Origin of the sequence: Streptomyces formicae (assembly GCF_002556545.1) — a bacterium.
GTDB lineage: Bacteria > Actinomycetota > Actinomycetes > Streptomycetales > Streptomycetaceae > Streptomyces > Streptomyces formicae_A.
In genome coordinates this window covers 4,378,949-4,405,319 of the sequence record NZ_CP022685.1, presented here as the reverse complement: position 1 = coordinate 4,405,319, position 26,371 = coordinate 4,378,949, and the positions used below count along the sequence as shown (strand labels likewise).

The 26,371-nt window shown below is 72.4% G+C and carries 26 protein-coding genes; 11 read left to right on the top strand and 15 right to left on the bottom strand.

Annotated features, from left to right (window positions below; all coding sequences use genetic code 11):
* Positions 1-27: 27 nt before the first annotated feature.
* Both KY5_RS18700 and KY5_RS18695 read left to right on the top strand, forming a co-directional pair.
* The gene (locus KY5_RS18700; protein ID WP_098243339.1) at positions 28-915 is read left to right on the top strand and encodes an aminoglycoside phosphotransferase family protein; all 888 of its coding nucleotides are present in this window, start codon (positions 28-30) and stop codon (positions 913-915) included.
* Between the two features lie 70 nt (positions 916-985).
* Positions 986-1,483 carry a GNAT family N-acetyltransferase gene (locus tag KY5_RS18695; RefSeq protein WP_098243338.1) on the top strand — a complete coding sequence of 166 codons (498 nt, stop codon included), beginning with the start codon at positions 986-988 and terminating at the stop codon, positions 1,481-1,483.
* On the opposite strand, the gene KY5_RS18690 is transcribed toward KY5_RS18695, so the two are convergent.
* The 3 genes from KY5_RS18690 to KY5_RS18680 all read right to left on the bottom strand — a co-directional run bounded on the left by KY5_RS18690 (position 1,480) and on the right by KY5_RS18680 (position 5,041).
* The gene (locus tag KY5_RS18690; RefSeq protein WP_098243337.1) at positions 1,480-2,703 is read right to left on the bottom strand and encodes a GNAT family N-acetyltransferase; all 1,224 of its coding nucleotides are present in this window, start codon (positions 2,701-2,703) and stop codon (positions 1,480-1,482) included. The genes KY5_RS18695 and KY5_RS18690 overlap by 4 nt on opposite strands.
* 70 nt (positions 2,704-2,773) lie before the next feature.
* A complete protein-coding gene (locus tag KY5_RS18685) occupies positions 2,774-3,790 on the bottom strand; it encodes a zinc-binding dehydrogenase (protein ID WP_098243336.1) in 1,017 nt (338 codons plus the stop codon).
* A 54-nt stretch (positions 3,791-3,844) separates the two neighbouring features.
* Complete coding sequence (locus KY5_RS18680; protein WP_098243335.1) at positions 3,845-5,041, bottom strand: FAD-dependent oxidoreductase; 1,197 nt, start codon at positions 5,039-5,041, stop codon at positions 3,845-3,847.
* Positions 5,042-5,151: 110 nt separating this feature from the next.
* Here KY5_RS18680 and KY5_RS18675 point away from each other — a divergent pair, with 110 nt between their 5' ends.
* A complete protein-coding gene (locus KY5_RS18675; RefSeq protein ID WP_098243334.1) occupies positions 5,152-5,862 on the top strand; it encodes a pentapeptide repeat-containing protein in 711 nt (236 codons plus the stop codon).
* 477 nt (positions 5,863-6,339) lie between these two features.
* On the opposite strand, the gene KY5_RS18670 is transcribed toward KY5_RS18675, so the two are convergent.
* Genes KY5_RS18670 through KY5_RS18660 form a run of 3 tightly spaced genes read right to left on the bottom strand, consistent with a single transcriptional unit; the run spans position 6,340 to position 8,704 of the window.
* Positions 6,340-6,846: a hypothetical protein gene (locus tag KY5_RS18670; RefSeq protein ID WP_098243333.1), complete on the bottom strand. Its 507-nt coding sequence runs from the start codon at positions 6,844-6,846 to the stop codon at positions 6,340-6,342.
* A 53-nt stretch (positions 6,847-6,899) separates the two neighbouring features.
* A complete protein-coding gene (locus tag KY5_RS18665) occupies positions 6,900-7,532 on the bottom strand; it encodes a response regulator (protein ID WP_098243332.1) in 633 nt (210 codons plus the stop codon).
* On the bottom strand, positions 7,529-8,704 hold the full coding sequence (locus KY5_RS18660; protein ID WP_098243331.1) for a sensor histidine kinase: 1,176 nt from the start codon (positions 8,702-8,704) through the stop codon (positions 7,529-7,531). The genes KY5_RS18665 and KY5_RS18660 overlap by 4 nt, the downstream gene beginning before the upstream one ends.
* 993 nt (positions 8,705-9,697) lie before the next feature.
* On the opposite strand from KY5_RS18660, the gene KY5_RS18655 reads away from it, so the two are divergent.
* The 4 genes from KY5_RS18655 to KY5_RS18640 all read left to right on the top strand — a co-directional run bounded on the left by KY5_RS18655 (position 9,698) and on the right by KY5_RS18640 (position 13,660).
* Positions 9,698-10,270, top strand: a complete 573-nt coding sequence (locus KY5_RS18655) for a GlcG/HbpS family heme-binding protein (protein ID WP_098243330.1) — start codon at positions 9,698-9,700, stop codon at positions 10,268-10,270.
* 109 nt (positions 10,271-10,379) lie between these two features.
* Positions 10,380-10,982 carry an ankyrin repeat domain-containing protein gene (locus KY5_RS18650; RefSeq protein ID WP_098243329.1) on the top strand — a complete coding sequence of 201 codons (603 nt, stop codon included), beginning with the start codon at positions 10,380-10,382 and terminating at the stop codon, positions 10,980-10,982.
* Entirely contained in the window at positions 10,979-12,151 is a 1,173-nt protein-coding gene (locus KY5_RS18645) for a YncE family protein (protein WP_418952794.1), read from the top strand. Before KY5_RS18650 ends, KY5_RS18645 begins: the two co-directional genes overlap by 4 nt.
* A gap of 75 nt (positions 12,152-12,226) precedes the next feature.
* The gene (locus KY5_RS18640) at positions 12,227-13,660 is read left to right on the top strand and encodes a M1 family metallopeptidase (protein ID WP_418952793.1); all 1,434 of its coding nucleotides are present in this window, start codon (positions 12,227-12,229) and stop codon (positions 13,658-13,660) included.
* Between the two features lie 18 nt (positions 13,661-13,678).
* Here the strand turns inward: KY5_RS18640 and KY5_RS18635 are convergent, their stop codons facing one another.
* The 5 genes from KY5_RS18635 to KY5_RS18615 all read right to left on the bottom strand — a co-directional run bounded on the left by KY5_RS18635 (position 13,679) and on the right by KY5_RS18615 (position 17,084).
* Positions 13,679-14,194 (bottom strand): GNAT family N-acetyltransferase, encoded by a 516-nt coding sequence (locus KY5_RS18635; RefSeq protein WP_098243328.1) that lies wholly within the window; start codon positions 14,192-14,194, stop codon positions 13,679-13,681.
* Positions 14,195-14,270: 76 nt separating this feature from the next.
* Positions 14,271-15,326 carry a hypothetical protein gene (locus KY5_RS18630; RefSeq protein ID WP_098243327.1) on the bottom strand — a complete coding sequence of 352 codons (1,056 nt, stop codon included), beginning with the start codon at positions 15,324-15,326 and terminating at the stop codon, positions 14,271-14,273.
* Positions 15,323-15,697, bottom strand: coding sequence for a PadR family transcriptional regulator (locus tag KY5_RS18625; RefSeq protein WP_098243326.1), 375 nt, complete (start codon positions 15,695-15,697; stop codon positions 15,323-15,325). Before KY5_RS18625 ends, KY5_RS18630 begins: the two co-directional genes overlap by 4 nt.
* Before the next feature lie 83 nt (positions 15,698-15,780).
* Positions 15,781-16,377, bottom strand: coding sequence for an NAD(P)H-dependent oxidoreductase (locus tag KY5_RS18620; protein ID WP_098243325.1), 597 nt, complete (start codon positions 16,375-16,377; stop codon positions 15,781-15,783).
* Between the two features lie 131 nt (positions 16,378-16,508).
* On the bottom strand, positions 16,509-17,084 hold the full coding sequence (locus KY5_RS18615; RefSeq protein WP_098243324.1) for a TerD family protein: 576 nt from the start codon (positions 17,082-17,084) through the stop codon (positions 16,509-16,511).
* A gap of 224 nt (positions 17,085-17,308) precedes the next feature.
* Here KY5_RS18615 and arfB point away from each other — a divergent pair, with 224 nt between their 5' ends.
* A complete protein-coding gene (gene arfB / locus KY5_RS18610) occupies positions 17,309-17,737 on the top strand; it encodes an alternative ribosome rescue aminoacyl-tRNA hydrolase ArfB (RefSeq protein ID WP_098243323.1) in 429 nt (142 codons plus the stop codon).
* Between the two features lie 169 nt (positions 17,738-17,906).
* Here arfB and KY5_RS18605 read toward each other — a convergent pair whose 3' ends face one another.
* A complete protein-coding gene (locus tag KY5_RS18605) occupies positions 17,907-18,398 on the bottom strand; it encodes a flavin reductase family protein (protein ID WP_199843578.1) in 492 nt (163 codons plus the stop codon).
* A gap of 515 nt (positions 18,399-18,913) precedes the next feature.
* Here KY5_RS18605 and cdgB point away from each other — a divergent pair.
* Both cdgB and KY5_RS18595 read left to right on the top strand, forming a co-directional pair.
* Positions 18,914-20,551: a diguanylate cyclase CdgB gene (gene cdgB / locus KY5_RS18600; protein ID WP_098243321.1), complete on the top strand. Its 1,638-nt coding sequence runs from the start codon at positions 18,914-18,916 to the stop codon at positions 20,549-20,551.
* 87 nt (positions 20,552-20,638) lie between these two features.
* On the top strand, positions 20,639-21,619 hold the full coding sequence (locus tag KY5_RS18595; protein WP_098243320.1) for a carbohydrate-binding protein: 981 nt from the start codon (positions 20,639-20,641) through the stop codon (positions 21,617-21,619).
* Positions 21,620-21,672: 53 nt separating this feature from the next.
* Here KY5_RS18595 and KY5_RS18590 read toward each other — a convergent pair whose 3' ends face one another.
* The 3 genes from KY5_RS18590 to KY5_RS18580 form a co-directional block, all read right to left on the bottom strand.
* Positions 21,673-22,599, bottom strand: coding sequence for a 1-phosphofructokinase family hexose kinase (locus tag KY5_RS18590; protein ID WP_098243319.1), 927 nt, complete (start codon positions 22,597-22,599; stop codon positions 21,673-21,675).
* 152 nt (positions 22,600-22,751) lie between these two features.
* The gene (gene nagA, locus KY5_RS18585) at positions 22,752-23,891 is read right to left on the bottom strand and encodes an N-acetylglucosamine-6-phosphate deacetylase (protein WP_098243318.1); all 1,140 of its coding nucleotides are present in this window, start codon (positions 23,889-23,891) and stop codon (positions 22,752-22,754) included.
* Positions 23,891-24,871: an ROK family protein gene (locus KY5_RS18580; RefSeq protein WP_098243317.1), complete on the bottom strand. Its 981-nt coding sequence runs from the start codon at positions 24,869-24,871 to the stop codon at positions 23,891-23,893. Before KY5_RS18580 ends, nagA begins: the two co-directional genes overlap by 1 nt.
* 216 nt (positions 24,872-25,087) lie before the next feature.
* Between KY5_RS18580 and KY5_RS18575 the strand changes: the two genes are divergently transcribed.
* Positions 25,088-26,371, top strand: a complete 1,284-nt coding sequence (locus tag KY5_RS18575) for an ABC transporter substrate-binding protein (protein WP_098243316.1) — start codon at positions 25,088-25,090, stop codon at positions 26,369-26,371.

Genomic DNA, 26,371 nt, shown 5'->3' with positions numbered 1-26,371 from the left:
TTCACGCACGCGATTAGGGTCGCGGACGTGATCGACATTCGCATTCCGGACGCACTGATCGAGTCGCAGCACCTGTACGCGGGGGAGCCGGGGCGGGCCTTCATCGCCGCGCTGCCCGGACGCGTGAAGGAGATCGTCGAGCGCTGGGACCTGACGGTCGACGGGGATCCGATGCACGGCATGGCCGCGCTCGTGCTGCCCGTGGTGCGCGCCGACGGGACGCCCGCCGCGGTCAAGTTCCAGCTCCTGGACGAGGAGACCGAGGGCGAGCCGGTCGCGCTGCGGGTGTGGGGCGGCGACGGGGCCGTCCGCCTCCTCGACCACGACGGCGACACGGGCACCATGCTGCTCGAACGCCTGGACTCCACACGGATGTTGTCGACGATGGCCGACACCCGCAAGGCCGTCCTGGTCATCGCCGAACTCCTCGCCAGGCTGACCGCGGGGGCCGCGCCCGAGGGCATGCGACGGCTCGGCGACATCGCGGCCGAGATGGTCGAGCAGCTGCCGGGGGCGCTGGGGTCGATCGCGGATCCGGCCGAGCGCGCGCTCGTCGAGCGCTGCGGGGGCGCGGTGCGCGAGGTCATGGGCGAGCCCGGCGACCGGATGCTCCACTGGGACCTGCACTTCGAGAACGTCCTGGCCGGCGACCGCGAACCGTGGCTCGCCATCGACCCCAAGCCGCTCGCCGGTGACCCCGGCTTCGACCTGTGGCCCGCCCTCGACAACCGCTTCGAGGCGGACGAGGTGCTGTGGCGCTTCGACGCGATGACGGAGGTCCTCGGCCTGGACCGCGACCGGGCTCGCGCCTGGACGCTCGGCCGGGTCCTGCAGAACGCGCTGTGGGAGATCGAGGACGGCCGCCCGATGGCGGCGGACGACATGGAGATCGCGCGGCGGCTCCTCGGGCGCTGAGCGGTGGCCGCTCGGGCGCCGAGGTGAGACGGCGTTGACCGCGGCGGTACGGGCATGGCTTGCTGCCACCATGATTCGTACCGCCACACCTGCCGACATCCCCGTCATCCACGCCCTGGTCCGCGACCTCGCCGCCTACGAGAAGGCACTCGACGAGGCGCGGGCCACCGAGGAGCACCTGCACGAGGCGCTCTTCGGGGAGCGGCCCGCCGCCTATGCCCACATCGCACAGGACGACGCTTCCGGCGAGGCGGTGGGCTTCGCGCTCTGGTTCCTGAACTTCTCCACGTGGCGCGGCGTGCACGGCATCTACCTGGAGGACCTCTACGTACGCCCCGAGGCCCGCGGCGGCGGCCACGGCAAGGCGCTCCTCACCGAACTCGCCCGCATCTGCGTGGCCCGCGGATACGGGCGCCTGGAATGGTCCGTGCTCGACTGGAACGCGCCCGCGATCGACTTCTACCGGTCGCTCGGCGCCGAGCCGATGGCGGAATGGACCACGCATCGGCTGGCCGGTGAGGCACTGCTGTCGCTCGGTGGGCAGCACCTTGACGGCGGAAATCCCTAGAACTCGTCCACCGTGTGCGGGAGTCGGGGCGTGCGCAGGGCCGCGTCCAGTGCCGTCACCGTGCCCGGCGTGTGCTCCGTGGCCAGGCCCGCGCGGACCAGCGCGTCCGTCCGCGTACCGCCCAAGTAGCAGGCGGCCAGGTCGCGTACGTCGACGGTGAGGTCCGCGGGGTCGTCGGTGGCCGCGTACGTGCAGCCGTCCGGGGACGCCGTCAGGCGGTGGCGGCCCGCGTTGGCCGGGACGCGGTCGTCGCGCACGTCGAGCACCACGTCCACCGGGGCCGCCCAGGAGCGGGACTCCAGGGCCGCGCGCACGTCGACGAGGCGGAGCCACAGCGCGGGGAACTCGCCCGTGACGCGCACCTGGTCGCGGTCGGCGGCGAAGAGGTGCAGCGGGTCGTCGACGGGGCGGCCCCAGGCGCGGATCTGGCCCGTCAGGTCGATCGAGGCGAGATAGCGCCAGAGCGCGGCCGCGACGGCCGGGGTGTCCGCCTCCAACTCGTCGAGGCGGACCAGGCCGGGGGCGTCGTCGCGGGTCTTGGTGCGGTAGATCGCGTAACCGGCGACGGGGCCGCGCGGCTCGCCGACGACGACCACGCGGGGCGGCGACAGCTCGTCGTCCTCCTCGTCCTCCGTCACCAGCCACTCCTCGCGCCACCACGCCTCGGTGCGGTCGATGCGCCCGGCCCGCTCGGCGCGCGTGCGGTCGTAGTACGTACCGAGCAGGGCGGGGGCGTCGGCCGGGTCGACCAGGCGCAGCGGGCGGTCGTCGGGGGTGATGCGCAGGGCCAGCGGGCGCCGGGAGTCGATCTCCACGGTGTGGCCGAGCGTGGCGGGCCCGAAGCCGAACCTGCCGTAGATCGCGTCCTCCGACGCCCACAGGGACGCGATCGGCGCGCCCTCCGCCGAGGCCCGCGCGAACAGCTCCGCGATCATCCCGGAGAGCACGCCCCGGCGCCGGTGCGTCGGCGCGACCGACACGAACGTCACGCAGGGGCACGGAAGTTCACCACCGGGCACCGACACGGAGAAGGGGAACGCCGCGAGGAACCCCACGAGTTCGCCGTCCTCGTACGCCCCGACGCGGGTGCAGCCGCGCAGCAGGTCGTGGTGGTGCTTGCGCTTCTCCTCCTCCGGGTTCTCGTGGAAGGCGAGGTAGGCGAGGGAGAGGGCGCGGTCGATGCCCGTCTCGGGGACGTCGCGGAATTGGATGGAGTCCATACCCATATAACGGACGGTAGTTCCCTTATCCGGTGCGGGCATCCGGTTTTCCCGCCGGGGCACCGACCGGTCAGGGGAGCAGGACCACTTTGCCCATCGTCCCCCGGTTCTCCAGCGCCCGGTGCGCCGCTGCCGCCTCCGCGAGGGGGAAGCGCTGCACGGCCGGGGTGAAGTGGCCCGTCGCGGCCTCGGCGAGCGCGGCCAGTTCCAGGGTGCGGACGGGGTTGTCGCCGCCCGCCCTGCGCATCATCTCCGGGCCGAGGACGTTGAGTTGCGTGATGCCGCGCTCGGCGAGCTCCTCGTCGGTGAACGTCAGCGGCTCGCCGTCGTGCGGGCCCTTGCCCGACCAGCCGAAGACGACGTGGACGCCGCCGGGGCCGAGCAGGTCGACCGCCGCGAGGCCCGCGTCGCCGCCCACTCCGTCGAAGACGACGGTGGCGCGGCGGTCGTCGTGCCGCTCCTTCAAATACGCGCGGACCTCGTCGGGCCACGCCGGGTCCGTGTAGTCCACGGCCAGGTCCGCGCCGTTCGCGCGGACGCGGGCGGTCTTCTCCGGCCCGCCCGCCAGGCCGACGACCGTGGCGCCCCGGTGCTCGGCGTACTGCGTCAGGAGCGTGCCGATGCCGCCCGCCGCCGCGGGGACGATGACCACCGACTCCGGTGTGAGCTCCGTGAACCGGAGGATCCCCATCGTCGTGCGGCCCGTGCCGATCAGGGCGACGGCCTCGGCGAAGTCCAGCTCTTCGGGGAGTTCGTGCAGGCGGGAGACCTCGGTGACGGTCGCCTCCGCGTAGCCTCCGGGGGCGAAGCCGATGTGGGCGACCACGCGCCTGCCGAGCCAGCTCGGGTCCACGTCCTCGCCCAGGGCGTCCACCGTGCCCGCCACCTCGCGGCCGGGGATCGTGGGCAGGGCGGGGAGCTCGGGCAGCGGGCCCCGCATGCCCTCGCGGAGCGCGGTGTCCAGGAGGTGGACGCCCGCCGCGGCCACGGCTATGCGGACCTGGCCGGGTGCGGGGACGGGGGCCGGGACCTCTTCGTAGCGGAGGTTCTCTGCGGGGCCGAAGGCGTGGAGGCGGATGGCGTGCATGGTGGGCTCCTGGTGGTCTGTTCCGCGGTGGGGAGCGGCGGGAGTCCACAGCTTTCAACCTGAAGTCGACTTGAGGTCAAGCAGTGACTTCGTCAGGGCCAACGACACCGCCTCCATCGCGCTGTTGAACGACACCTCCGACAGCAGTCCGGGCGCCGCCACCTGGTCGCCCGCCAGGTAGACGTCGTGCCCCCGGTCGATCGCCGGGCGGTCCCGCCAGGTGGTGCCCGGCCGGTCCACCGCGCCCGTGCGGCCGTCCGCGACGGAGGTCCTGCGCCAGGTCAGCCGATCGCGCCAGCCGGGGAACCCGAGGTCCAGGAGGTGCTCGGCGCGGGCCACCCCGTCCGACTCCGTCTCGTCAGGGGCGATGGGGATCTGCCCCTGCACGAGCTGTTCGCCCGCGGGGGCGAGCGTGCGGTCGCGCGCGGTGCAGCGCTCCAGCCTCCCCGTACGGTCCAGGTCGCAGACGACGAAGGCGTCGCCCCTGCGCGAACGGAACGCCACGTCCACGAGCGCGGTGCGGCCGCTCTCCCAGCGCAGCGAGTCGTCGCCGAGGAGGCGGCGGGCCGCCTCCAGCGACGTCGCCACGACGACCGGGCCGTCCTGGGCGACGTCCGCGATCCTGTCGACGCGGGTCAGCGTCTCCATGCGTACGCCCAGGTTCCACGCGTACGCCGCCATCCTGTCGATCACCGTGGCCCAGCCGCCGCGCGGGTAGGCGGCCTCCGGGGGAACTTTGGCCGCGCGGCGCAGACGCTCCTGTACGAAGCGGGCGGAGAGGGAGCCGGGGGCGTGGTGGAACGTCGCCACGGCCGCGTAGCGCGCGGCCGCCCGCGCTCCCTCCTCGCCGACCAGGGCGGCCGCCCAGGACAGGAAGTCCTGTTCCACCGGGGCCCGTTCGGCCTTGTGGCGCAGCAGCTTGAGCATCGCGAGGGGCGGGGTGCGGCGCAGCGCTCCGTGGTGGTGCAGGCGCACGCGTGTCGCCTCCACGGGCGGGACGGGGGCCAGGGGGCCGACCAGGTCGCGCTGCCTGAGCCACGTCCAGAGGGGGCCTCCGGTGTGCAGCGCGTGCGGCCCCTCGTTCGTCTTGTACGCCCCTTCGGAGGTGTGGGCGCGGCCGCCGAGCGTGTGGTGGGACTCGTGGACGGTGACGCGGGCGCCGGCCTCGGCGGCGGTGATGGCGGCGGTGAGGCCCGCGATGCCGCCGCCGATGACGGTGGTGCGGGGGGTGGCTCGGGGGGTGCTTGGCATGGGCGCTCCCTTGGGCTCGGTCTCGATTCTTGGACGGGCGGGAGGCGGGCCGGTGTGACATCGGGGTGGGGTGCGGGGGCGTTGTCAGTGGGGGCGTGCACGATGGGGAAATGGTTCGGAAGGCGCAGGCGCAGGCACAGGCACAGGCACAGGCGAAGACGGAGTCCGTGGTGAAGGCGGCGCGGCGGGCCGAGGTGCGGTTGCCTCCGCTCCGGCCCTTCGAGGGAGCCGAGTTGGAGCCCGACGGGGACTACGACGGGGTCGAGTTCCGTGATCTCGACCTCGGGGCGCAGGACGGGGGCGGCGCGCTCTTCATGGACTGCGCGGTGACGGGGTGCGCGCTCGGCGAGACGCGGCTGGCGCGGGCGCGGTTCGTGGATTCCGTGCTGAGGGAGCCGCGCGGGGTGGGGACGGACCTGACGGAGGCGTCGCTACGGGACGTGGAGGTGGTGGACGCGCGGCTCGGGGGCGTGCAGTTGCACGGGGGCGTGCTGGAGCGGGTCGTGGTGCGGGGCGGGAAGATCGACTACCTGAACCTGCGGAAGGCGCGGTTGCGGGACGTCGTCTTCGAGGGCTGCGTGCTGGTGGAGCCGGACTTCGGCCTCGCGTCCTTGGAGCGGGTGGCGTTCCTGGACTGTGTGGTGCGGGGGGTCGACTTCAGTGGGGTGCGGATGAAGGACGTGGATCTGCGGGCGGCGGGGGAGCTGGAGATCGCGCGGGGGGTGGAGTGTCTGCGCGGGGCGGTGATCAGCCCTGAGCAGCTGATCGACTTGGCGCCGGCGTTTGCGGGGCAGGTGGGGGTGAAGGTCGCGGGGGCGTGAGGGGGGGGTGGGGCGGGTGTCACACGGGGTTTTGCGCAGTTCCCCGCGCCCCTGAAGGGGTCTCCCGGTGGTCGTCCGGTGCGGGTCCGCAGGGGGCTGGGGGGCGCTTCTGCTTCGGTTGTGGGGCGGGGCCGCGGGGGTATGTGCGTACTCGCCGTCCCAGATGACCGCCAACGGGCTTGCTTCCTTGCCTCGTTCACTTATGTGCTCCGTGCGCACATACCCCCACGTCCCCTCGCGCGCTCGCGACCGTCCCCCGGCGGGGGTTCCCGGCCCCCACCGGGCCGCGGTCGCGATGGAGGGCTGAGGGGACGTGGCGGCCATCTGGGACGGCGAGGACGGACATACCGCCGCGGCCCCGCACCGGACCACCGGGCGGGGGCCCCTTCAGGGGCGCGGGGAACTGCGCGAAACCCCCGTGTGCCACCGCACAGGACGTGGGCAAGAAGCCACCACCTCCCGGCGCCGAGGAAGCGGTCAGGCGCGGGGAACTCGCGGAAAGCGGGACTGGAGGGACCAGAGGGCCGGGTTGTCCGAGAGGGAGTCGTGGAGGTCGGTCAGGTCCGCGAGGAGGTCGTGGAGGAAGTCACGGGCCTCGCGCCGCAGTTCCGCGTGGGAGAAGGTGAGCGGCGGATCGTCGGGAGACATCCAGTCCGCCTCGATGTCGACCCACCCGAAGCGCCGCGCGAACAGCATGCGATCGGTCGACTCGGTGAAGTCGAGTTCGGCGTACTGAGGACGGGAGGCGCGGCTGCCGAGCGGATCCTCGTCGAGCTGCTCGACGATGTCGCAGAGCGCCCACGCGAAGTCGAGGACGGGAACCCATCCCCAGGCTGTGGACAGTTCCCGGTCCGCCTTGGTGTCCGCCAGGTACACGTCTCCGCAGAAGAGGTCGTGACGCAGGGTGTGGACGTCCGCCCGCCCGTAGTCCAGCTCAGGGGGGTCAGGGAAGCGGCGGGAGAGCGCGTAGCCGATGTCGAGCACGGGTCGATGGTGTCACGGGCGGCAGGCGCGGACGGTGGCAGGACTCCGCAGGGTCACGGCAGCAGACGCTGCTCCTTCGCCACCGACACCGCTCCCGCCCGCGTGTCGACGCCGAGCTTGTCGTAGATGCGGCCCAGATGCGTCTTCACCGTCGCCTCGCTGATGAAGAGCGCGCGGGCGATCTCACGGTTGCCCAGGCCCTGGGAGAGCTGGCCCAGGATGTCGCGCTCGCGGTCGGTGAGGGTGGGCAGCGGGCTGCGCATGCGGGCCATGACGCGGGAGGCGACCGGCGGGGAGAGGGCGGTGCGGCCCTGGGCGGCCGCCTGGATCGCGGAGAAGAGTTCCTCGGGGCGCTCCGCCTTGAGGAGGTAACCCGTCGCGCCCGCCTCGATGGCCCGGGTGATGTCCGCGTCCGTGTCGTAGGTGGTCAGGACGAGGACGTGGGGGGAGGGCGCGGCGGCCGTGATGCGGCGGGTGGCTTCGACGCCGTCGATGCCCTCGCCCAGTTGCAGGTCCATCAGGACCACGTCAGGCGTCAGCTTCGCGGCGAGGGCGACCGCCTCCTCGCCGGTGCCCGCCTCGCCGACCACCTCGATGTCGGGCGCGCTGCCGAGCAGGGCGAGCAGACCCGCGCGGACGACGACGTGGTCGTCGCAGACCAGGAGGCGGACCGGGGTGGTGTTCATCGCTGCGGCTCCAACGGGATCGATACGGAAAGGACCGCGCCTTCGCCCGGCGCCGACTCGATCGTCAGTGTGCCGCCGAGCTGGACCGCCCGCGCGCGGATCGCGGGCAGGCCGTGACCTCGTACGCCCGCCGGGGTCCTGGAGTCGGTGGGCGGGACGAAGCCGCGGCCGTCGTCCGCGACGTCCAGGACCACCTGGTCGTCCAGGAGGGTGAGGGTGAGCGCCGCCGTGGTCGCGTCGGCGTGTTCGCGTACGTTCGCGAGGGCGCCCTGGGCGATGCGCAGCAGCGCCGAGCTGACGCGGTCGGGCAGGGGCACGGGGGCGCCCTCCACGTGGAAGCGGACGGTGAGGCCCGCGTCCGACTCCCGTTCCGCGAGGGCCCGGAGCGCCTGCGCGAGGCCGCCGCCGTCCGCGAGGTCGGCGGGCGCCAGGTCGTGCACGAAGCGGCGTGCCTCGGTGAGGCCGTGCTCGGTGATCGACTCGGCCGTACGGACGTGGGTGCGGGCCTTGGCCGGGTCGGTGTCCCAGACGCGGTCGGCGGCCTGGAGCAGCATCTGCTGGCTGGACAGGCCCTGCGCGAGGGTGTCGTGGATCTCCATGGACAGGCGCTGGCGCTCGGCGAGCGTGCCCTCGCGCCGTTCGGTGGCGGCCAGTTCGCGGCGGGTGCGGATGAGGTCGTCGATGAGTTCGCGCTGGCGGGCGGCCTGGCGCTGCATGTAGGCGAAGACGGCGGTGGCGATTGCCGAGACGGCGGGCGGTCCGAGGATCAGGTCCGGGTCGTAGCGGCCCGCGAGCCGTACCTGGGATGCGATGACGCAGCCGGTCAGGACGGCCACCAGGGCCAGGGCCGCGCGCGGTGGCAGGGTGCGCAGGCCGGTGTAGAAGAGCGGCACCGCGCACCAGCCGAAGCTCGGCGCGAGGACGACGAGCACCAGCCAGACCGCGACGACCAGCGCGAGCCAGGCCAGGCGGCGGGGGGTGGGGCGGGCGCCGGACGCGAAGGGCGTGGCGGGTCGCTCCCGCAGGGCGGCGGCGGTGAGGAACGGGAGGGCGTAGAGGACGGCGAGGACCGCCGAGAGCGCGATGATCCACGGGACGCGCGCGCCGCCGGGGTGACGCAGCAGGAAGCGGGCCAGCGAGGTGGCGAGCAGCAGGTAGAACGTGGCGTGCATGACGGCTGCGAGCCAGCGGGCGTCGGGGTCGGAGGCGCGGGGGTCGGAGCGGCCCGGTGCCAGGGGGCCCGCTCCCGGTGCCAGGGGGCCCGCGCCCGGCGCCCGGAGGCTGCCCGGTCCTGGTGTGCGGGGGCCCGAGCCCGGAGTGCTGGGGCTGGAGCTCGGTGTGGGGGAGTTGGAGCTTGGTGTGCTGGGGCCGGAGCTTGGTGTGCGGGATCTGGAGCCCGGTGTGTTGGGGTCGGAGCCTGGCGTGCGGGAGCCGGAGCTCGGTGTGCTGGGGCCGGGGCCTGGTGTGTTGGGGCTGGAGCCTGGCGTGCGTGAGCCGGAGCTCGGTGTGCTGGGGCCCGAGCCCGGCGTGTGGGGGCCGGAGCCCGGTGTGCTGGGGCTGGAGCTCGGTGTGGGGGAGCCGGAGCTCGGTGTGTTGGGGCTGGAGCCCGGCGTGCGCGAGCCGGAGCCCGGTGTGCTGGGGCCGGAGCCTGGTGTGCTGGGGCCGGAGCCCGGCGTGCGCGAGCCGGAGCCCGGCGTGCGGGAGCCCGAGCCCGGTGTGCTGGGGCCCGAGCCCGGCGTGTGGGGGCCGGAGCCCGGTGTGCGGTGTCCCACTGGGGCGTCTCCCTCTCGTGCCGACGGCGACTGGCGTCCGCCTCTCCTGCCGACGGCACTGGCGTCCGCCGCTCCTGCCGACGGCGACAGGCGCCGTGCCGGTCCGCCGTGCCGCCGCCTCGCGTACCGGCGACGGGTGACGGCCCCTCGTACGGTGACGCGCACCCACCTCTCGTACCGCCGCAGGGCAGCCCCTGAACTGGGCAGACATCTTCATTGTGGCCCGCAGGGACCACAAAGGGGTCAACCGATCGGTTGACCCCCGTGTCGGCCGAGTCGCGCGCCGGTGCCAGCCGGTACGTCGAGGGGTGGGGCCCGGATGCGGCCACAGCATGGAGGGCAGAGGCAAGAACCCCTCGAACCTCTCCCAGCACCTCACCCCAGGAGCCCCCGATGCAGAAGCTCTCCCGCCGCACCCGCGTCCTCACGATCGCCGCCACCGCCGCCGTCCTCGGCGCCGGTACCTTCGGCGCCGTCTCCGCCACCGCCGGTACCCCGGACGCCGCCACCAAGGCCGCCGTCACCAAGGCCGCCGTCACCGCCGACGCGGGCAACAAGAACCTGACCCAGTCCACGCACCTCACCGTCGCCGCCGCGACCAAGGCCGCGCAGGCCACCCTGGACGCCGCGAAGAAGGAGAACCAGCGCGTCTCCGTCGCCGTCGTGGACCGCAACGGCAACACCATCGTCGAGCTGCGCGGCGACGGCGCGGGCCCGCAGTCGCCCGAGTCGGCCGTGAAGAAGGCGTACACCGCCGTCTCCTGGAACGCGCCCACCTCCGAGCTGACCAAGCGCCTGGAGCAGGCCCCGACCCTGAAGGACATCCCCGGCACCCTGTTCCTCGCGGGCGGCGCCCCGGTGACCGCCAAGGGCGCGCCCGTCGCGGGCATCGGTGTCGCGGGCGCCCCGAGCGGCGACCTGGACGAGAAGTTCGCGAAGGCGGGCGTGGCGGCGCTCAACCGCTGACCCGCGCCCGACCGCTGACCCGCGCCCGACCGCTGATCGCATGCTGCTGAGGTTGTTCCCGGCCCCCGCGCCCGTCCGCGCGGGGGCCCGCACGACGAGGAGATTCGCCATGAACACCACCGCTGCCGACCGGCGGCTGCTCGACGCCGCACGGGCCGGGAACGCCGAGGAAGTGACCGCGGCGCTGGCAGAGGGCGCGCGGATCGAGGCCCGTGACACCGAGCTGCGCGGCGCGCTGCTGCTCGCCGCCGTCGGCGACCACGTCGAGGCCGCGAAGGTGCTCGTCGCCGCAGGTGCCGACGTCAACGCCCAGGACCACCGCGCCGACAGCCCCTGGCTGGTCACCGGGGTGACGGGCAGCGTCGCCATGCTGCACGTGCTGCTGCCCGCGGGACCCGACCTGGAGCTGCGCAACCGCTTCGGCGGCATCTCCCTGATCCCGGCGTCGGAGCGCGGCCACGTCGCGTACGTACGGGAGGTCCTGCGCGCCACCGACAGCGACGTCGACCACGTCAACGACCTCGGCTGGACCGCCCTGTTGGAGGCGGTGATCCTCGGCGACGGGGGCCGCGCCCACCAGGAGATCGTGGAGCTGCTCCTCGCCGCGGGCGCCACGCCGGGACTCGCCGACCGGGACGGCGCGACCCCGCTCGCGCACGCCGAGCGGCGCGGGTTCACGGAGATCGCTCGGCTGCTGAGGGCCGCGTCGTGAAGACGCCGCGCCGGGCCACCACGGGCGTGAAGCCGCCGCGCCGGGCCCTCCTGGCCGCGAGCACCGCCGCGCTGGCCGCCGCGGTCCTCGCGGGCTGCGCCGCCGGGGCCGACGGGGCCGCAGGGGAGGACCGCCCCGCCCCGTCCGGCCCGGAGCCCGCCCGCGCGAGCACCACGCTGCCCGCCGGGTCCAAGACCCCCGAAGGCACCCTCCTGGTCGCCGACTTCGGCTCCGACACGGTGACCTTCGTCGACCCCGAGAAGGGACCCGTCGAGTCGGTGAAGGTGGGCACCGCGCCGTACGGACTGACCGTCGGCGACGACGGCCGCGCCTGGGTGGCGACCGCGGAGGGCGTCGCCGTCGTCGACACCGAGGCCCGCGAGCGCGTGGACCGCATCCCGTACGAGACGGAGACCGGGCCCGCGACGACCGGCGAGTACCGCGGCGGCGGCATGGGCATCGCCCTCGCGCCGGACGGCGAGCACGTCTACGTCGGGGTCAACGTGCCCGACGCCAAGGGCGTCCTGGAAGTCATCGACACCGACAAGCGCGAGGTCACCGACACCGTGCCGGTCGGCAGGCGGCCCTTCGACGTCGACGTGTCCAGGGACGGCGCCGAGGTCTACGCGACCGACCACGACTCCTTCGACGTCACCGTCGTGCGCGCCGACTCGCTGGAGCCGCGCCGCGTCGAGGTCGCCCCCTACGGCACCGAGGGCGGCCTCGGCTCCTGGCTCAAGCCGCACTACACCGCCGTACGGCCGTCCGACGGACGGCTGCTGCTGCCCTTCGAGGGCGAGCGGCTCGTCGTACTCGATCCGCGCACCGGCGCGTACGAGGTGGAGAAGATGACCGCCAACACGCATCAGCACGGCGTGACGGTCACCGACGACGGCACGCTCTTCGCGGTCGGCACCGGCCCCATCGACCCGGACACGGACGAGGGCCCTTCCCTGACCGTGCGGACCGAGGACGGCGAGGAGCGGGTGATCCCGCTGGAGGGCCCGCACGAGGACGTCGCGGTGTCGGCGGACGGCCGTACCGCGTACGTCACCGGAGGCTTCACCCGCGACGGGTTCTGGAACGGCGTCTCCGTCGTCGACGTACGCAAGGGGACGGTGCACCGACTCGCCGCGGGAGAGCGGCCGTTGGGCATCGCCGTCCTCTGAGGCGGTACGGGGAGGCCCCTGCCGTCCCCGTACCGACCCTCCCCGTACCGAACATTTGCCGCATAAGATCATCCGGTGGAACTGCGATCCCCGGCCGTCCGAGCCGCCACCGTCAGCTGTGCCCTCGCCCTGCTCGCCACCGTCAGCGCCTGTAGCGGCGCGGGCGTCGACGGCACCCCGGGGGCGGACGGTCTGCGCGATCCGTACTTCCCCAAGCAGGGCAACGGCGGCTACCACGTGGCCCACTACGGACTGACCCTCGGCTACGACCCCGAGTCGCGGCACCTGACGGGCACCGCCGACATCACCGCGCGCGCCACCAAGAACCTCAGCTCCTTCAACCTCGACCTCAAGGGCATGGACGTCTCCGGCGTCACCGTCGAGGGCAAGGCCGCCCGGTTCCAGCGCGCGGGCCAGGAGTTGCGGGTCCGCCCCGCGGAGGACCTCGACCGGGGCGAGACCTTCCGCGCCACCGTCCGCTACTCCGGCACCCCCGAGACCGTCACGGACGGCGACGGTTCCAAGGAGGGCTGGCTGAAGACGGAGGACGGCGCGCTGGCGCTCGGCGAGCCGAACGGCTCCATGGCGTGGTTCCCCGGCAACCACCACCCCAGCGACAAGGCCACCTACGACATAGAGGTCACCGTCCCCAAGGGCCTCAAGGCCGTCTCCAACGGCGAGCTGACCCGCGAGTCGACCAAGAACGGCCGCACCACCTTCGCCTGGCACAGCGCCGAACCGATGGCCAGCTACCTGGCGACCGTGGCCGTCGGGGACTTCGAGATGAAGACCTCCACGACGAAGTCGGGGCTGCCCGTCGTCACCGCGGTCACCCCGGACGAGGCAAAGGCGAGCAAGAAGGTCCTCGCGAAGATCCCGGACATCATCGACTGGGAGGAGTACAACTTCGGTCCCTACCCGTTCTCCTCGACCGGCGCGATCGTCGCCCGCGAGGACGACGTGGAGTACGCCCTGGAGACCCAGACCCGCCCCACCTACCCCGGCGCTCCCGAGACCGAACTCGTCGTGCACGAGCTGGCCCACCAGTGGTTCGGCAACTCCGTCACGCCCAAGACGTGGCAGGACATGTGGCTCAACGAGGGCTTCGCGACGTACGCGGAGTGGCTCTACGAGGAGGACCACGGCGGCGACAGCGCGCAGGAGACCTTCGACGCGCTCTACGAGGGCGACTACTTCGAGGACGACGAGGACAACGACGCCGTCTGGGCCTTCCCGCCCGCCAAGCCGACGAGCGCCGAACACATCTCGGACTCGCCCGTCTACGAGCGCGGCGGCATGATCATCCACAAGATCCGCCAGGCCGTCGGCGACGACACGTTCTACGACATCGTGCAGGGCTGGGCGAAGACCCACCGGCACGGCAACGCGAACACCAAGGACTTCACGCAGTACGTCGAGGAGCACGCGGGCGGCGACGCCGCGCGCAAGAAGGTCGCGGCGATCTGGGGCGACTGGCTCTACGGGGAGGGCAAGCCGGACAAGCCGTAGCGCGGGCCGGGGGCGCCGCTAGTCGCTGAGCGGCTTGCGCAGGATCGCGCAGGGGCGGTGCCGTGCGCGGTCCTCGCGGTGGCCGATGACCAGGTATCCGAGCGCGGTCCAGAACCGCAGCGCCTTCGGGTTGTTCTCAAGGACGGCGAGCCGTACGGCGTCCCGCCCCTGGTCCCGGAACCTCTGCTCGACGAGTGCGGTCAACTCCCGCCCGAATCCGGCCCGTTGGATCCTCGCGTCGACCATGAGCAGCCCGATCCAGGGGTCGGGGTCCGTCGGGTCGGGGTGCCGGGCGAGGGTGAGGGCGATCCCCACGAGGTCCCCGCGCGAGCGCGCGAGCAGCACTTCGGCGCTCGGCTCCGCCAGTTCGTCGGCGAGCGTCTTGGCCACCTGCTCGATGCGGATGTCGTCGGGGTCGGGGAAGTCGCCGCTGAGCGCGAAGAACTCACGGTTGGACGCGTAGAGCCCGGTCACCTCGGTGAGGAGGTGACCGGGCAGGGCCCCGTCGACGGCGGCGAGCGGTTCGAGGATCATGCGCCGCAGACTAGGGCCTGTCCGGCGGATCATGGCGCTGTCGCGGGGTCGGGCAGGCCCTAGGGCCTGCGCGGCGTCAACCGCGGTCCTCCGCCTTCCGCAGTGCCTGCCACTCGCGGAACACGCTCCAGAGCCAGAAGCCGAACACGGCCACCCAGACCGGTGTCCACGCGGAGGTGCGCTCGTCCGGGTCGAGCAGCCGGTCGATCAGGAGGCTCGCGAAGAGCACGGTCATGGCCGCGGTGCCGTACAACTTGCGCCGGGCGAGCCGCTGTCGCGCGCGCGGACCCTCCGCAAGGCGCAGCGCGTAGACCTCGACGTCGCCGAAGGCGTCTTCGGCACGCTCGCCGTCCGCCGCGTGCGCGAGGTGTTGACGGACCTCGCGCACATGGCCGCGCGCCTCGGCGGCCTTCATGGCGTGGCGCCCGCGAAGGAGCCCTTCCAGGCGGGCCAGCCACCGCTCGTCGTCGGCGTCGCCCGGCCGCGCGGCGGGCGTGAACCAGCGGTCGATCGTGGTGTCCGGGAACAGGTAGGCGCCGACGGTCCAGGCGAGGGCGGCGAGTGCGAGCACGGGCGCGGGCACGTCGAACAGTCGCCCCTCGGGCGCGGCCGTGGTGAGCGCGGCCCCTCCCGCCACCGTGACGGCGGTGCCCGCGAGCCACGCCCACATGCCCCGGATCCGCCCGGCGGCGCGGGCGATGAGCGCGACGGCGATGAGCATGGCGGCGAGCGCGACGGTCGTGCAGCCCACGACCGAGGTCAAGCTCACCTCGATCCACAGCCCGTCCTCGATCCAGTACAGGAGGCAGAGGACGACGCCGACGAAGCCGAGCGTGCACAGCGATGCGGAGACGCGTTCGCCGGGCGACATGCCGTGCACGTCGTTGCGGGCGCGGCGCTCCTCGCTGATGCGTTCGGCGGCGACGGTGCGGGCGTAGGCGCCGGGATCGCCGAGCACCTCGCGGGCGGGCAGCCCCGCCTGCTCCACGATCTCGTGCGCCTCCGCGAGGACCTCGTCGGCGAGGCCGGCGGGGGCGTCGTGGTCGAGGACGAGCCGCACCTCGAAGGTGGCGGCCCAGTCCTCGTCGTCCTCGCGCGTCCAACTGGGCGCGCTGTCACGGACCTTGGTCATGCGTCCCCCTGCCCTTCCTGTTCGCCGTGTTCGCGATGCTTGCCGTCTTCACCGACGAGGGTGGCGACGGTCCGGGAGAAGTCCCCCCAGGCGGCCCGGTCACGCCGCAGCCTCGCCCTTCCCTCCGCGGTGATCCGGTAGTACTTCCGCCCGGGCCCGCCCTCGCCCGCACCCCACTCGACCTCGACGGCGCCTTCCTCTTCGAGGCGGGTGAGAGCGGGATAGAGCGTCGCGGGCCGAACCCCGTCGAGCCCCGCGTCGGCGAGCCGCCCGAGCAGGGCGTACCCGTAACTCGTCGGCTCGCTGTCGAGGATGCCGAGCAGGCACAGGGGCAGTGCGGCGCGTGTCCATGGGGTGTGCGGGGCGGCCACGAGACCCTCTCTTCGGGATTCCGGACTATTCCAGTTTTCAGAATAGTACGCCGCGGTGGGGGACGTGTCGACCGGGTGGTGCGTCAGAGCAGGAGTGCCGCCGCCTGCGCGCGGGCCTCGGTCAGCCACTGTTCGCGTTCGGCGGGCGTCGAGTCCGTCACCGTGCGGAAGACCGTCCTGCGGACGTCGGGTACGCCCACGTACGGCAGGACGCAGGATGCCCAGACGCGTTGGAGCGGGTCGCCGAATTCCGTGGTCTCGCGGTCCTCGGGGGTGTCCGAGGTGTTCAGGACCAGGGCGCGGGCGGCCTTGACCAGGCCGACCGGCTCGCCGTCGGCGGTGTGGAGTTTGTACGCGACGCCCGGCGCGAGCACCCGCTGCACCCAGCCCGTCAGGATCGCGGGCGGCATGCCCCACCAGTTCGGGTGGACGAAGACCAGGGCGTCGGCGGCCGCGAGGTCCGCGCGGTGCGGGGCGATGCCGTCGTCCACCGGGTCCGGCGCGGCGTCGACCGTGCCGGTGGCGTCGGCGGACAGGAGCGGGTCGAAGCCCTCGGCGTACAGGTCGTGCACGAGGACGCGGCAGCCGCGTCCTCGCAGTTCATCGGCGACCGCGTCGGCCAGCGCGTGGTTGAAGCTGCCGGGGCGGGGGTGGGCGAGGTAGAGCGCGACGGTGGTCATGAACTCATTGAACTGCCCGCGCTCCCCGGCTCGTTGGGCAGCTCCCGTTCCGTCACGTGCCCGCGTGACACGGCAGAGCCCCTCGCGGGAACTGCTCCCCGCGAGGGGCTCTGTCAACTGCCGTGCCGAACTCAGACGTTGACGCCGAAGTCCTGCGCGATGCCCACGAGGCCCGAGGCGTAGCCCTGGCCCACGGCGCGGAACTTCCACTCCGCGCCGTTGCGGTAGAGCTCGCCGAAGACCATGGCGGTCTCGGTGGCGGCGTCCTCGGAGAGGTCGTAGCGCGCGATCTCGGCGCCGCCCGCCTGGTTCAGGATGCGGATGAACGCGTTGCGGACCTGGCCGAAGTTCTGCGAGCGGTTCTCGGCGTCGTAGATCGAGACCGGGAAGACGATCTTCTCGATGTCGGCCGGCAGACCCGCGAGGTTCACGTTGATCTGCTCGTCGTCGCCCTCGCCCTCGCCCGTGACGTTGTCACCGGTGTGGACGATGGTCTGGTCCGGCGTCGCCTTGTTGTTGAAGAAGACGAAGTGCTGGTCCGAGAAGACCTTGCCCTGCGTGTTCACCGCGATCGCGGAGGCGTCCAGGTCGAAGTCGGTGCCAGTGGTGGTGCGGACGTCCCAGCCGAGGCCCACGGTGACGGCGGTCAGGCCCGGAGCCTCCTTGGTGAGCGAGACGTTGCCACCCTTGGACAGGCTTACTGCCATTGTTGGGAGTCCCTTCCCTCGTTACGTACGCACAGTGTGCGACAGGCGCTTCGTACTGGGGACGAAGCTACCTTCACTGGTACCAACGCCGATCGGGGTCCCCAAGGTTCCACCTCGCTTTACTTTCTTTACCCGGCCGTTCCCGGCCCTGTTCCCGGCCCTGATTCCGGCGCCGCGCGGAAAACGGCGTGACGTGCGCCCGACAGACGCGGGACCATGGGGGCATGTCCGGTCCCCATGTCATCCGCGGCTCCGTCTCCCTGCCCGAGGCCGAGCTCATGTGGCGTTTCTCGCGGTCGTCGGGGCCGGGTGGGCAGCACGTGAACACCAGCGACTCGCAGGTCGAGCTCCGGTTCGACCTCGCGAACACCGAGGCGTTGCCGGAGGTGTGGAAGCAGCGCGCCCTGGAGCGGCTCGCGTCCCGGCTCGTCGACGGCGTCGTCAGCGTACGAGCCAGTGAGCATCGGTCGCAGTGGCGCAACAGGGAGATGGCGGCCACGCGGCTCGCGTCCCTCCTCGCCGAGGCCACGGCTCCGCCGCCCAAGCCGCGTCGTGCCACGAAGATTCCCCGGGGCATCAATGAGCGTCGCTTGCGCAACAAGAAGCAGCGGAGTGAGACCAAGCGGGGGCGCTCGGGGCAGGGCTGGGCCTGACCCTCCCGTCAGGGACGAGCCCCGTCAGGGACGAGCCCCGTAAGGGGCGCGGGGAACTGCGCGCTCAGCGCGCGACAAGCCGCAGCCGCGTCTGCCGAGGACCCGGCAGTCGCGTCTGCGGCTTTGCTGTGGTTGCTCGCGCAGTTCCCCGCGCCCCTGACGGGGCCCGTTAGCCCAGCTGCCGGTAGCGCCCACGGAAATAGGTCAGGGGGCTACCTTCACCGCTGGGCACTGACGCAGTCAGCACGCGGCCGATGACCAGCGTGTGATCGCCCGCCGAAACGCTCTGCTCCGTCCGGCACTCCAGCGTCGCGAGCGCCCCGCCGATCAGCGGTGCGCCGGACGCCGAGCCACGGACGTACGGAAGGTCCTCGAAGAGCAGCCGGTCGCTGATGCGGCCCTTCATCGCGAAGCGGCCCGCGATGTGGCGCTGGCTCTCGGAGAGCACGGAGACCGCCCAGTGGGGCTGCTCGGCGAGCAGGTCGTCCATCCGGGAGCCCTCGCGCAGGCTGACCATGACCAGGGGCGGGTCGAGGGAGACGGACAGGAACGCCGTCGCCGTCATGCCCACGTCCTCGCCGAGCGGGGCCGTCGGATCGTCCGGGTCCAGGCCGGGCTCGCGCGCCGTCACCAGGACCACACCTGCCGCGAGACGGGACATCGCCGCGCGGAACTCGTCGTTGCTCACCCCATCAGCATGCCCATCCGGTGATGGGTGCCGTGGGGAAGGCGGGGCCGGAAGTGTCTTCAGTACGTGAGCCACGCGTCGACGCTAGCTTCCCCGTCCGCCCCGCCACATCGGGCCCTGGGCCCAGGACGGTCCTAGGACCGAGGACCGAGTTAGAGCGTCCACGAATGTGGCAGAAGGCGGCACGCGGTGCCGTGAAGTGCGGTGGACTAGTCCAAGGGACTGGACCAACGGCGGCTCCTCACCTGTGACTTGAGTCACAGGACCCATATTTTGTTGACCCTGTGTACCGAGTGAGCAGCTCGCTGTGATTCAGTGACGGTGGCAATAAGACACTGAGGGCACAAGGGCACAGAAGTACCAGCACAGAAGTACCAACAGAAGTGCCAACGGAAGTACGCACGGGCGAAGAAGCATCAACGGCACGGAAGAACACTGCGGGCGCTGCGCATCCTGGAGTTGCTGTCGAGGTCTCGGGGAGAACGAGCATGGAGACCGAGTCGGAGCCGTACGTCCGTCTTGCGACCCTGCGGCAGCTGCACCAGGTGGTGGCGGAGCTCAACACGGCCCGGAGCCTGGCGGACACGCTGCAGACCGTCGCCGACGGCGTCGTCAACGGCCTTGGCTACGAGCTGGCGTGTGTCAATCTCGTGCGCCCAGACGGGGATCTCGTCGTCGCCGCCTTCGCGGGCAATCCCGCGGCCGAGGCCCTCATCACCGGACGCGTCGGCTCCCGCGACGCCTGGGAGCACCGCCTGGCCATGGGCGAGCCGTGGGGCGCGCTGCGCTTCATCCCGTACACCGAGGGCTGGGTCCTCGACGACGACGACGTCCCGCAGTGGTACACCGAGGGCCCCGCGCCCCGCTTCGAGGACGAGTGGCACCCGGCGGACCGCCTCTTCGCCCCCATGTACGCGACGGGCGCGGCCGGTGGCGAGCTGCTCGGCGTGATCTCCGTGGACCGGCCGCGCAACGGCCGCAGGCCCGGCGCCTGGGGCCGCGAGGCCCTGCAGATGTACGCCTTCCAGGCCGCCATCGCGATCAGCAACGCCCGCCTGCGGGCCAACATGCAGCGCGCCCTGGTCCGCCTGGAGAGGGAGCAGCAGGCACTGCGGGCCAGCGAGGAGAGCTTCCGGCAGGCCTTCGAGTACGCGCCGTCCGGCATGGCCATCGCCGAGATGGGCGGCGACCAGCACGGCAGGATCCTGCGCACGAACGACGCGCTCTGCCGCCTCCTGGGGCGCCCGGCCTCCGCCATGCGGCGCTACTCCTTCTCCGACCTCGTGCACCCCGAGGACATCGGGACGCTGCTGCGTACGTCAGCCGAGGGCGGCCGCGCCGAGCTGCGGCTCGCGCGCAGGGACGCGACGTACGTCTGGGTCAGCCTGCGGAACTCCGTCGTCGCCGACGCCGCCGACGGCCCCCGCTTCCTGCTCACGCACGTCGAGGACATCGAGGACCGCAAGCGCCGCGAGCTGCAGCTCGCGCACCGCGCCAGCCATGACTCGCTGACCGGCCTGCCCAACTCCGCCGAGCTGCGCGCCCGGCTCAGCGCCCGCCTCTGTAGGAGGCCCCACGCGGGCCAGCAGAGCGCCGTCGACTCGCTCGACGCGGCCTACGAGCACGGCTTCGACTTCGGGCGCGCCTCGCACGAGCAGCGGGACGAGGGCTTCGACCACCACGTGCACACCATCGCCCCCCAGGGCGACGACGACGTGGACGACGGCACCAAGGGGCTCGCGGTCCTCTTCTGCGACCTCGACGGCTTCAAGTCGATCAACGACCGCTTCGGCCACCACACAGGGGACGCCGTCCTCATCGAGGTCGCACGGCGTCTGACCAGCGGCGTGCGGGACGGGGACACGGTGGCGCGGCTCGGCGGCGACGAGTTCGTCGTCCTCGCGGACGGCCTCGGCCGCGCCGACGCCCAGGACCTCGCGGTCCGGCTGCGGAACGCGATCATCCCGCCGATCCGCGTCGACGGCAGGGCAGTCCGTGTGGGGGCGAGTTTCGGCATCGGCTGGGCGCACTGCGGGATGTCGGCCGACGAAGTGTTGCACTCCGCTGACCAGCGGATGTACGTGGAGAAACGCTCCCGTGCCAAGCAGCACAGGCGGGCCGGATGACGGCCTCGATGAGGTCAACGCCACCCCGTGGGCTCACTCGGACCGGGTAGGCTCCCCGCGTCAGCGATATGAGGGAGTGACCAGGGAATGACGCCCGGCAATAACGGCGAGAACACGCCGAGCGCGCCGCAGGGCGACGACGATCCGTTCGGCTACCTGTACGAGGACGGACAGGCGGCCGGAGCGACCCCGCCCAGCGGCGGTGGCGGCTACGGGTACCCGGGTCCCCGCTCCTCGTACAACCAGGTGAGGGCGGTCGGCGACCGGCGTCCCGCGTACGGGCAGACCCAGCCGACCCAGCAGTACGGTCAGCAGGTCCCGCCCCAGCAGAGCGCCTACGGCCAGCCGAACGCCCACTACACCGCGCCCGAGGCGCAGCCCGGCGGCGCCCCCGTCGGCTCTCCGCAGTACGCGCCCGCGGGCGGCGGGCGAGGCCGGGGCCCGAACACCAAGGGCCTGCTGATCGCCGCCATCGCCGTGGTGGCCGTGGTCGCCATAGGGATCGGCGCCGCGGTGATCTTCGGCCGCGACGACGACAAGAGCGACAAGGGCGAGGCGGGCAGCACCCCGTCGCAGGCCGAGACCGTGAAGCCCAGCGAGAAGCCGTCCAAGAAGCCCGAGGAGAAGACCGAGCTTCCCAAGACGGACGCGAAGGCCCTGAAGCTGGAGGGCGGCACCACCACGGCCTCCGACATCGACGGCGCCAAGTCCGCCGGTGGCGTCTACGTGGCCGGGTTCGACAAGGTCGGTGCCCAGATCACCTGGACCGTCGACGGCATCGCCAAGAGCGGCGACTACAGCCTGCGGGTGGACTACGGCGTCCCCGGCAAGGACAGCAACGCCACCGTCTCGGTCAACGGCAAGAAGCAGAGCCGCCCCCTGAGCATGAAGAACTTCGCCAGTGCCAAGGAAGGCGACTGGGAGAAGGGCTGGACCAACACGTGGGGCGTCGTTCAGCTCACCAAGGGGACGAACACGATCACGCTCAGCTGTGAGCAGAGCAACCTCTGCGGGAGCACCGGCGCGAACATCGACCGGATGTGGCTGGTCGAGGGCAGTAACGGCTAAGCGCCCCCGCGGCGGAGCCGCACATGTCAGGGCCCCGTGTCCCTTACGGGGCCCTAGCCGTCGCCCCGCACCGTGACCCGCCCCAGCACGTCCTCGTACGTCGCACGGTCGAACTCGCCCGCCACGGGTGCCGCCACCGTCGCCGCCGAGAGGGCCACGGCGCGGGCCAGGCGGTCCGGCCAGGGCAGGTCTTCGGCGAGTGCGGAGAGCAGGCCCGCGACGGCCGAGTCGCCCGCGCCCGTCGGGTTGCCGTGCACGCGCACCGGTGGGGCGGCCTGCCAGCTGCCGTCCGGGGTGACGGCGAGGAGTCCTTCGGCGCCGAGTGAGGCGATGACGGCGTGGGCGCCCCTGCGGCGGGCGTCGCGGGTGGCGCGGGACGGCTCGTGGGAGCCGGTCAGCTCGGCGAGTTCGTCGGCGTTGGGCTTGACCATGTCGGGGCGGGCCGCGACGCCCCTGCGCAGCGGTTCGCCGCTGGTGTCCAGGAGCACGGGGACTCCCGCCGCGCGCGCGGCCCGTACCAGCAGGGCGTACGCGCCGACGGGGACGCCCGGCGGGAGGCTGCCGCACAGGGCGACGGCGGCGGTGCCCGGACGGCGCGTCAACTCCTCGTAGGAGTCGAGGAAGGCGGCCCACTCGGCGGGCGATATCAGCGGGCCCGGTTCGTTGAGCTGGGTGGTGTCGCCGGTCGCGGAGTCGACCACGGCGAGCGTGCGGCGGGTCGCGCCGTCGACGGGGGTGAGCGCGTCGGTGAGGTGCGGTGCCTCGGCGAGGCGCTCGTGCAGGGAGCGTCCGGTGTCGCCGCCCGCGAAGCCCGCGACGGTCACGTCGTGGCCCAGTGCGGCGAGCACCCGGGCGACGTTCAGGCCCTTGCCGCCGGGGCGTTCGGTGACCTCGGTGACGCGGTGCGAGGCGTGCGGGGTGAGCGCGGGGACGCGGTAGGTGATGTCGAGGGCGGTGTTCAGCGTGACGGTGAGGATCACTGGTGTCACACCCCCGGGGTCACTCGTCTCTGGTCACTGGTCTGCGAACGGGGTCTGATCATGCCAAACAGAAGGCGGTTGGCCCAGGGGTGGGGTCAACCGCCTTCCGCTGGTCGCCTGTTCAACAGGTGGTGAAATCACCCGAGTTGGGCTTAATGGGGCTCAACGACCCAGGCGCCCTTGCGCATCACGCCCTTGAGGGCGAAGTCCGCGTCGAGGACCACCAGGTCCGCGTCCTTGCCGGGCTCCAGGGAGCCCACCGTGTCGTACATCCCGAGCAGCTTGGCCGGGTTGGCGGAGATGGCGCGGACGGCGTCCTCCACGGAGAGCCCGTCGACGGTCACCGAGCGCTTGAAGGCGCGGTCGAGGGTGAGCGTGGAGCCCGCGATCGAGCCGCCCTCGACGAGCCGCGCGACGCTGTCCTTCACCTCGACCTCCAGCGGGCCGAGCATGTAGCGGCCGTCGCCGAAGCCCGCCGCGTCCATCGCGTCGGTGATCAGGGCGACGCGGGCCGCGCCCGCGTGGTGGAAGGCCAGCTCGAAGGCGGCCTCGTGCAGGTGCGTGCCGTCGTTGATCAGCTCGACCGTGACGCGCTCGTCCTCCAGGAGCGCCGCGATCGGGCCGGGGGCGCGGTGGCCGAGTGCGGGCATGGCGTTGTAGAGGTGCGTGGCGACGGTGGCGCCCGCGTCGATGGCCTCGACGGTCTGCTCGTACGTCGCGTCGGTGTGCCCGATCGCCGCGATCACGCCGTGTTCGGCGAGCAGCCGCACGGAGTCGATGCCGCCCGGCAGTTCGGTGGCGAGCGTGAACATCTTCGCCTGCCCGCGCGCCGCGTCCATCAGCTTGCGCACGTCGGCCGGGTCGGGATGTCTGAGCAGCGCCTCGCTGTGCGCGCCCTTGCGGCACGGCGAGATGAAGGGCCCCTCGAAGTGGATGCCCGCGATGTCGCCCTGCTCGGCGAGCTCGGAGAGGACCCCGGCGCGCTGGGCGAGGAAGTCCATCTCGCCGGTGACGGTGGAGGCGACGACGGTGGTGGTGCCGTGCAGGCGGTGGGTGTGGACGCCCTTGAGGACGTCCTCGACGGTGCCGGAGGTGAAGGAGGCGCCACCGCCGCCGTGGTTGTGGATGTCGACGAAGCCGGGAACCACCCAGTGGCCGGTGAGGTCGACGGTCTCGGCGTCCGCGGGAGCGCTCCCCGCGATGCGCGTGCCGTCGACGATCACCCGGCCGTTCGTGAGGGTCCCGGTGGGCAGTACCACCTGTGCACCGGCGAGAACCTTGCTAGTGGCCATCAGGTGGATACCTCCGTGGGGTCGATGTCGTGGTCGGTGTCGGTGTCGCGGTCGGTGTTCCGGTCGACGAGGTCCCAGGCGAGCAGGCCCGCGCCGAGGCATCCCGCGGTGTCGCCGAGGGCCGCGGGGACGATCTCCGGGAGCGTCTGGAACTGGACGATGCGCCGCTCGACGGCCGCGCGGAGCGGTGTGAACAAGGTTTCCCCGGCCTCGGCGAGACCGCCACCGATGATCAGGGTGTGCGGGTCCAGCAGAGTGAGGGCGGTGAGCAGGCCGTCGGCGAGGGCGTCGACGGCGTTCTGCCAGACCTCCTGGGCGCGCGGGTCGCCGGACTCCACGGCCTTCGCGCAGTCCGCGGCGTCCGCCTCGGGGTCGCCGCTCGCCTCGGCCCACGCCTTGCTCACCGCGGACGCGGAGGCCAGACGCTCCAGGCAGCCGCGCTGGCCGCAGCCGCAGGGCGGCCCGTCGGGGCGTACGACGATGTGGCCGATCTCCCCGGCCGAGCCGTGCGCGCCGGGCTCGATGGCGCCGCCGATGCCGATGGCGCCCGCGATGCCGGTGCCGAGCGGTACGAAGAGGAACCGGTCGGCGCCCTTGCCCGCGCCGATGCGCCCCTCGGCGAGCCCGCCGGTGCGCACGTCGTGCCCGAGCGCCACGGGGACGCCTTCGAGCCGCGCGCTGAGCAGGTCCCGCATGGGGACGTCGTGCCAGCCGAGGTTGGCCGCGTAGACGGCGATGCCGTGTTCGGCGTCGACGATGCCCGGCACGGCGACGCCCGCCGCCTCGGCGGGTTCCCCGAAGTGGGTGATGCCGTGCGCGCGGAGGTCCTCGGCGAAGCCGAGGATGGACTCGACGACGGCGTCGGCCCCGCGTTCCCTGCCGGTGCGGCGGCGCGCCTCGTACAGCAGGGTGCCGTCCGCCCCTACCAGGGCGGCCTTCATTCCGGTGCCGCCCACATCGAGGGCGATGACGTGTCTCACGGGGGACAGTCTCGCGCGTCACCCGTGAGAGGTCTAGTCCACTTCGGGTGTTTGCGGGGGGCCGAAGGTCCTTTTCGGCACGGGTGTCCCGATTGCCGGGCGCCGCTGCCGCCGGGCCCGGGACCCTTGTGGACGCCGTTGCAGAAGTGATACTCGGGTGGTGTAGACCTTGTGTCCGGACTCGGGGGAAACTCGCAGTTCAAGTGCATTGAGGCAATGAGGGTGGGAACAGCTGTGCAGCGGCGCGTGACAGGACTGACCGCGGCGGTGGCCGTACTGGGCATCGCGGGCACGCTCGCCGGTTGCGGCGGGCCCGGCGACTCCGGCGACGTCACCCTCAAACTGGTGGCCGCCGACTACGGCGACTCCGCGGCGAACAGCTCCCAGAAGTACTGGGACAAGGTCGTCAAGGGCTTCGAGGCCGAGAACCCCGGCATCAAGGTCGACGTCACCGTCAGCTCCTGGAACGACGTGGACCGCGAGGTCAAGGAGATGGTCAAGAAGGGCGAGGCCCCCGACCTGGCGCAGATCGGCGCGTACGCCGACTACGCCGCGCAGGGCAAGCTCTACGAGGCCGACGAGCTCCTCTCCATCGCCACCCAGGCCGACTTCCTCGCGCCGCTCGCGCAGGCCGGCGAGGTCAAGCGCATCCAGTACGGCATGCCCTTCGCCGCCTCCACGCGCCTGCTCTTCTACAACACCAAGCTCTTCAAGGACGCGAACCTCACCCCGCCGCAGAGCTGGAGCGAGCTCCAGGCCGACGCGAAGGCGCTCAAGGCGCGCGGCGTGAAGATCCCCTACGCGCTGCCGCTGGGCTCCGAGGAGGCCCCCGCCGAGACGCTGATGTGGATGCTCAGCGGCGGCGGCGGTTACACCGACAACGTCGGCTCGTACGCCATCGACTCCAAGCAGAACGCCAAGACGTTCGCCTGGCTGCGCGACGAGCTCGTCGGCAAGGGCCTGACGGGCCCCACGGCGCCCGGCGAGATGAACCGCGCCGACGCCTTCGCCGCCTTCGCGCGCGGCGACGTCGGCATGCTCAACGGCCACCCCACGCTGATGAAGATGGCGGCCAAGAAGGGCGTGAAGTTCGGCATGGTGCCCGCGCCGGGCGTCAACGGCAAGGCGCAGGCCACGATGGGCGTCGCCGACTGGATGATGGCGTTCAAGCAGAACGGTCACCGCAAGGAGACCGGCAAGTTCCTCGACTACGTCTACAGCAAGAAGAACGTGCTCGAATTCTCCAACGAGTACGACATCCTGCCCGTGACGAACTCCGCGTCCGACGCGATGGCCGAGGACCGGGGCGACACCGAGCTCGGCAAGTTCCTCAAGGAGCTGCCCACCTCGCAGCTCTACCCGGTGGGCAAGACGTCCTGGGCGCAGGTCTCCGCCGATGTGAAGAAGGACATCGGCAAGAGCGTCGAGCCGAACGGCAACCCCCAGTCGGTCCTCACCAGGATCCAGAACCGGGCGGCGTCCAAGGAGAACGCGGAATAG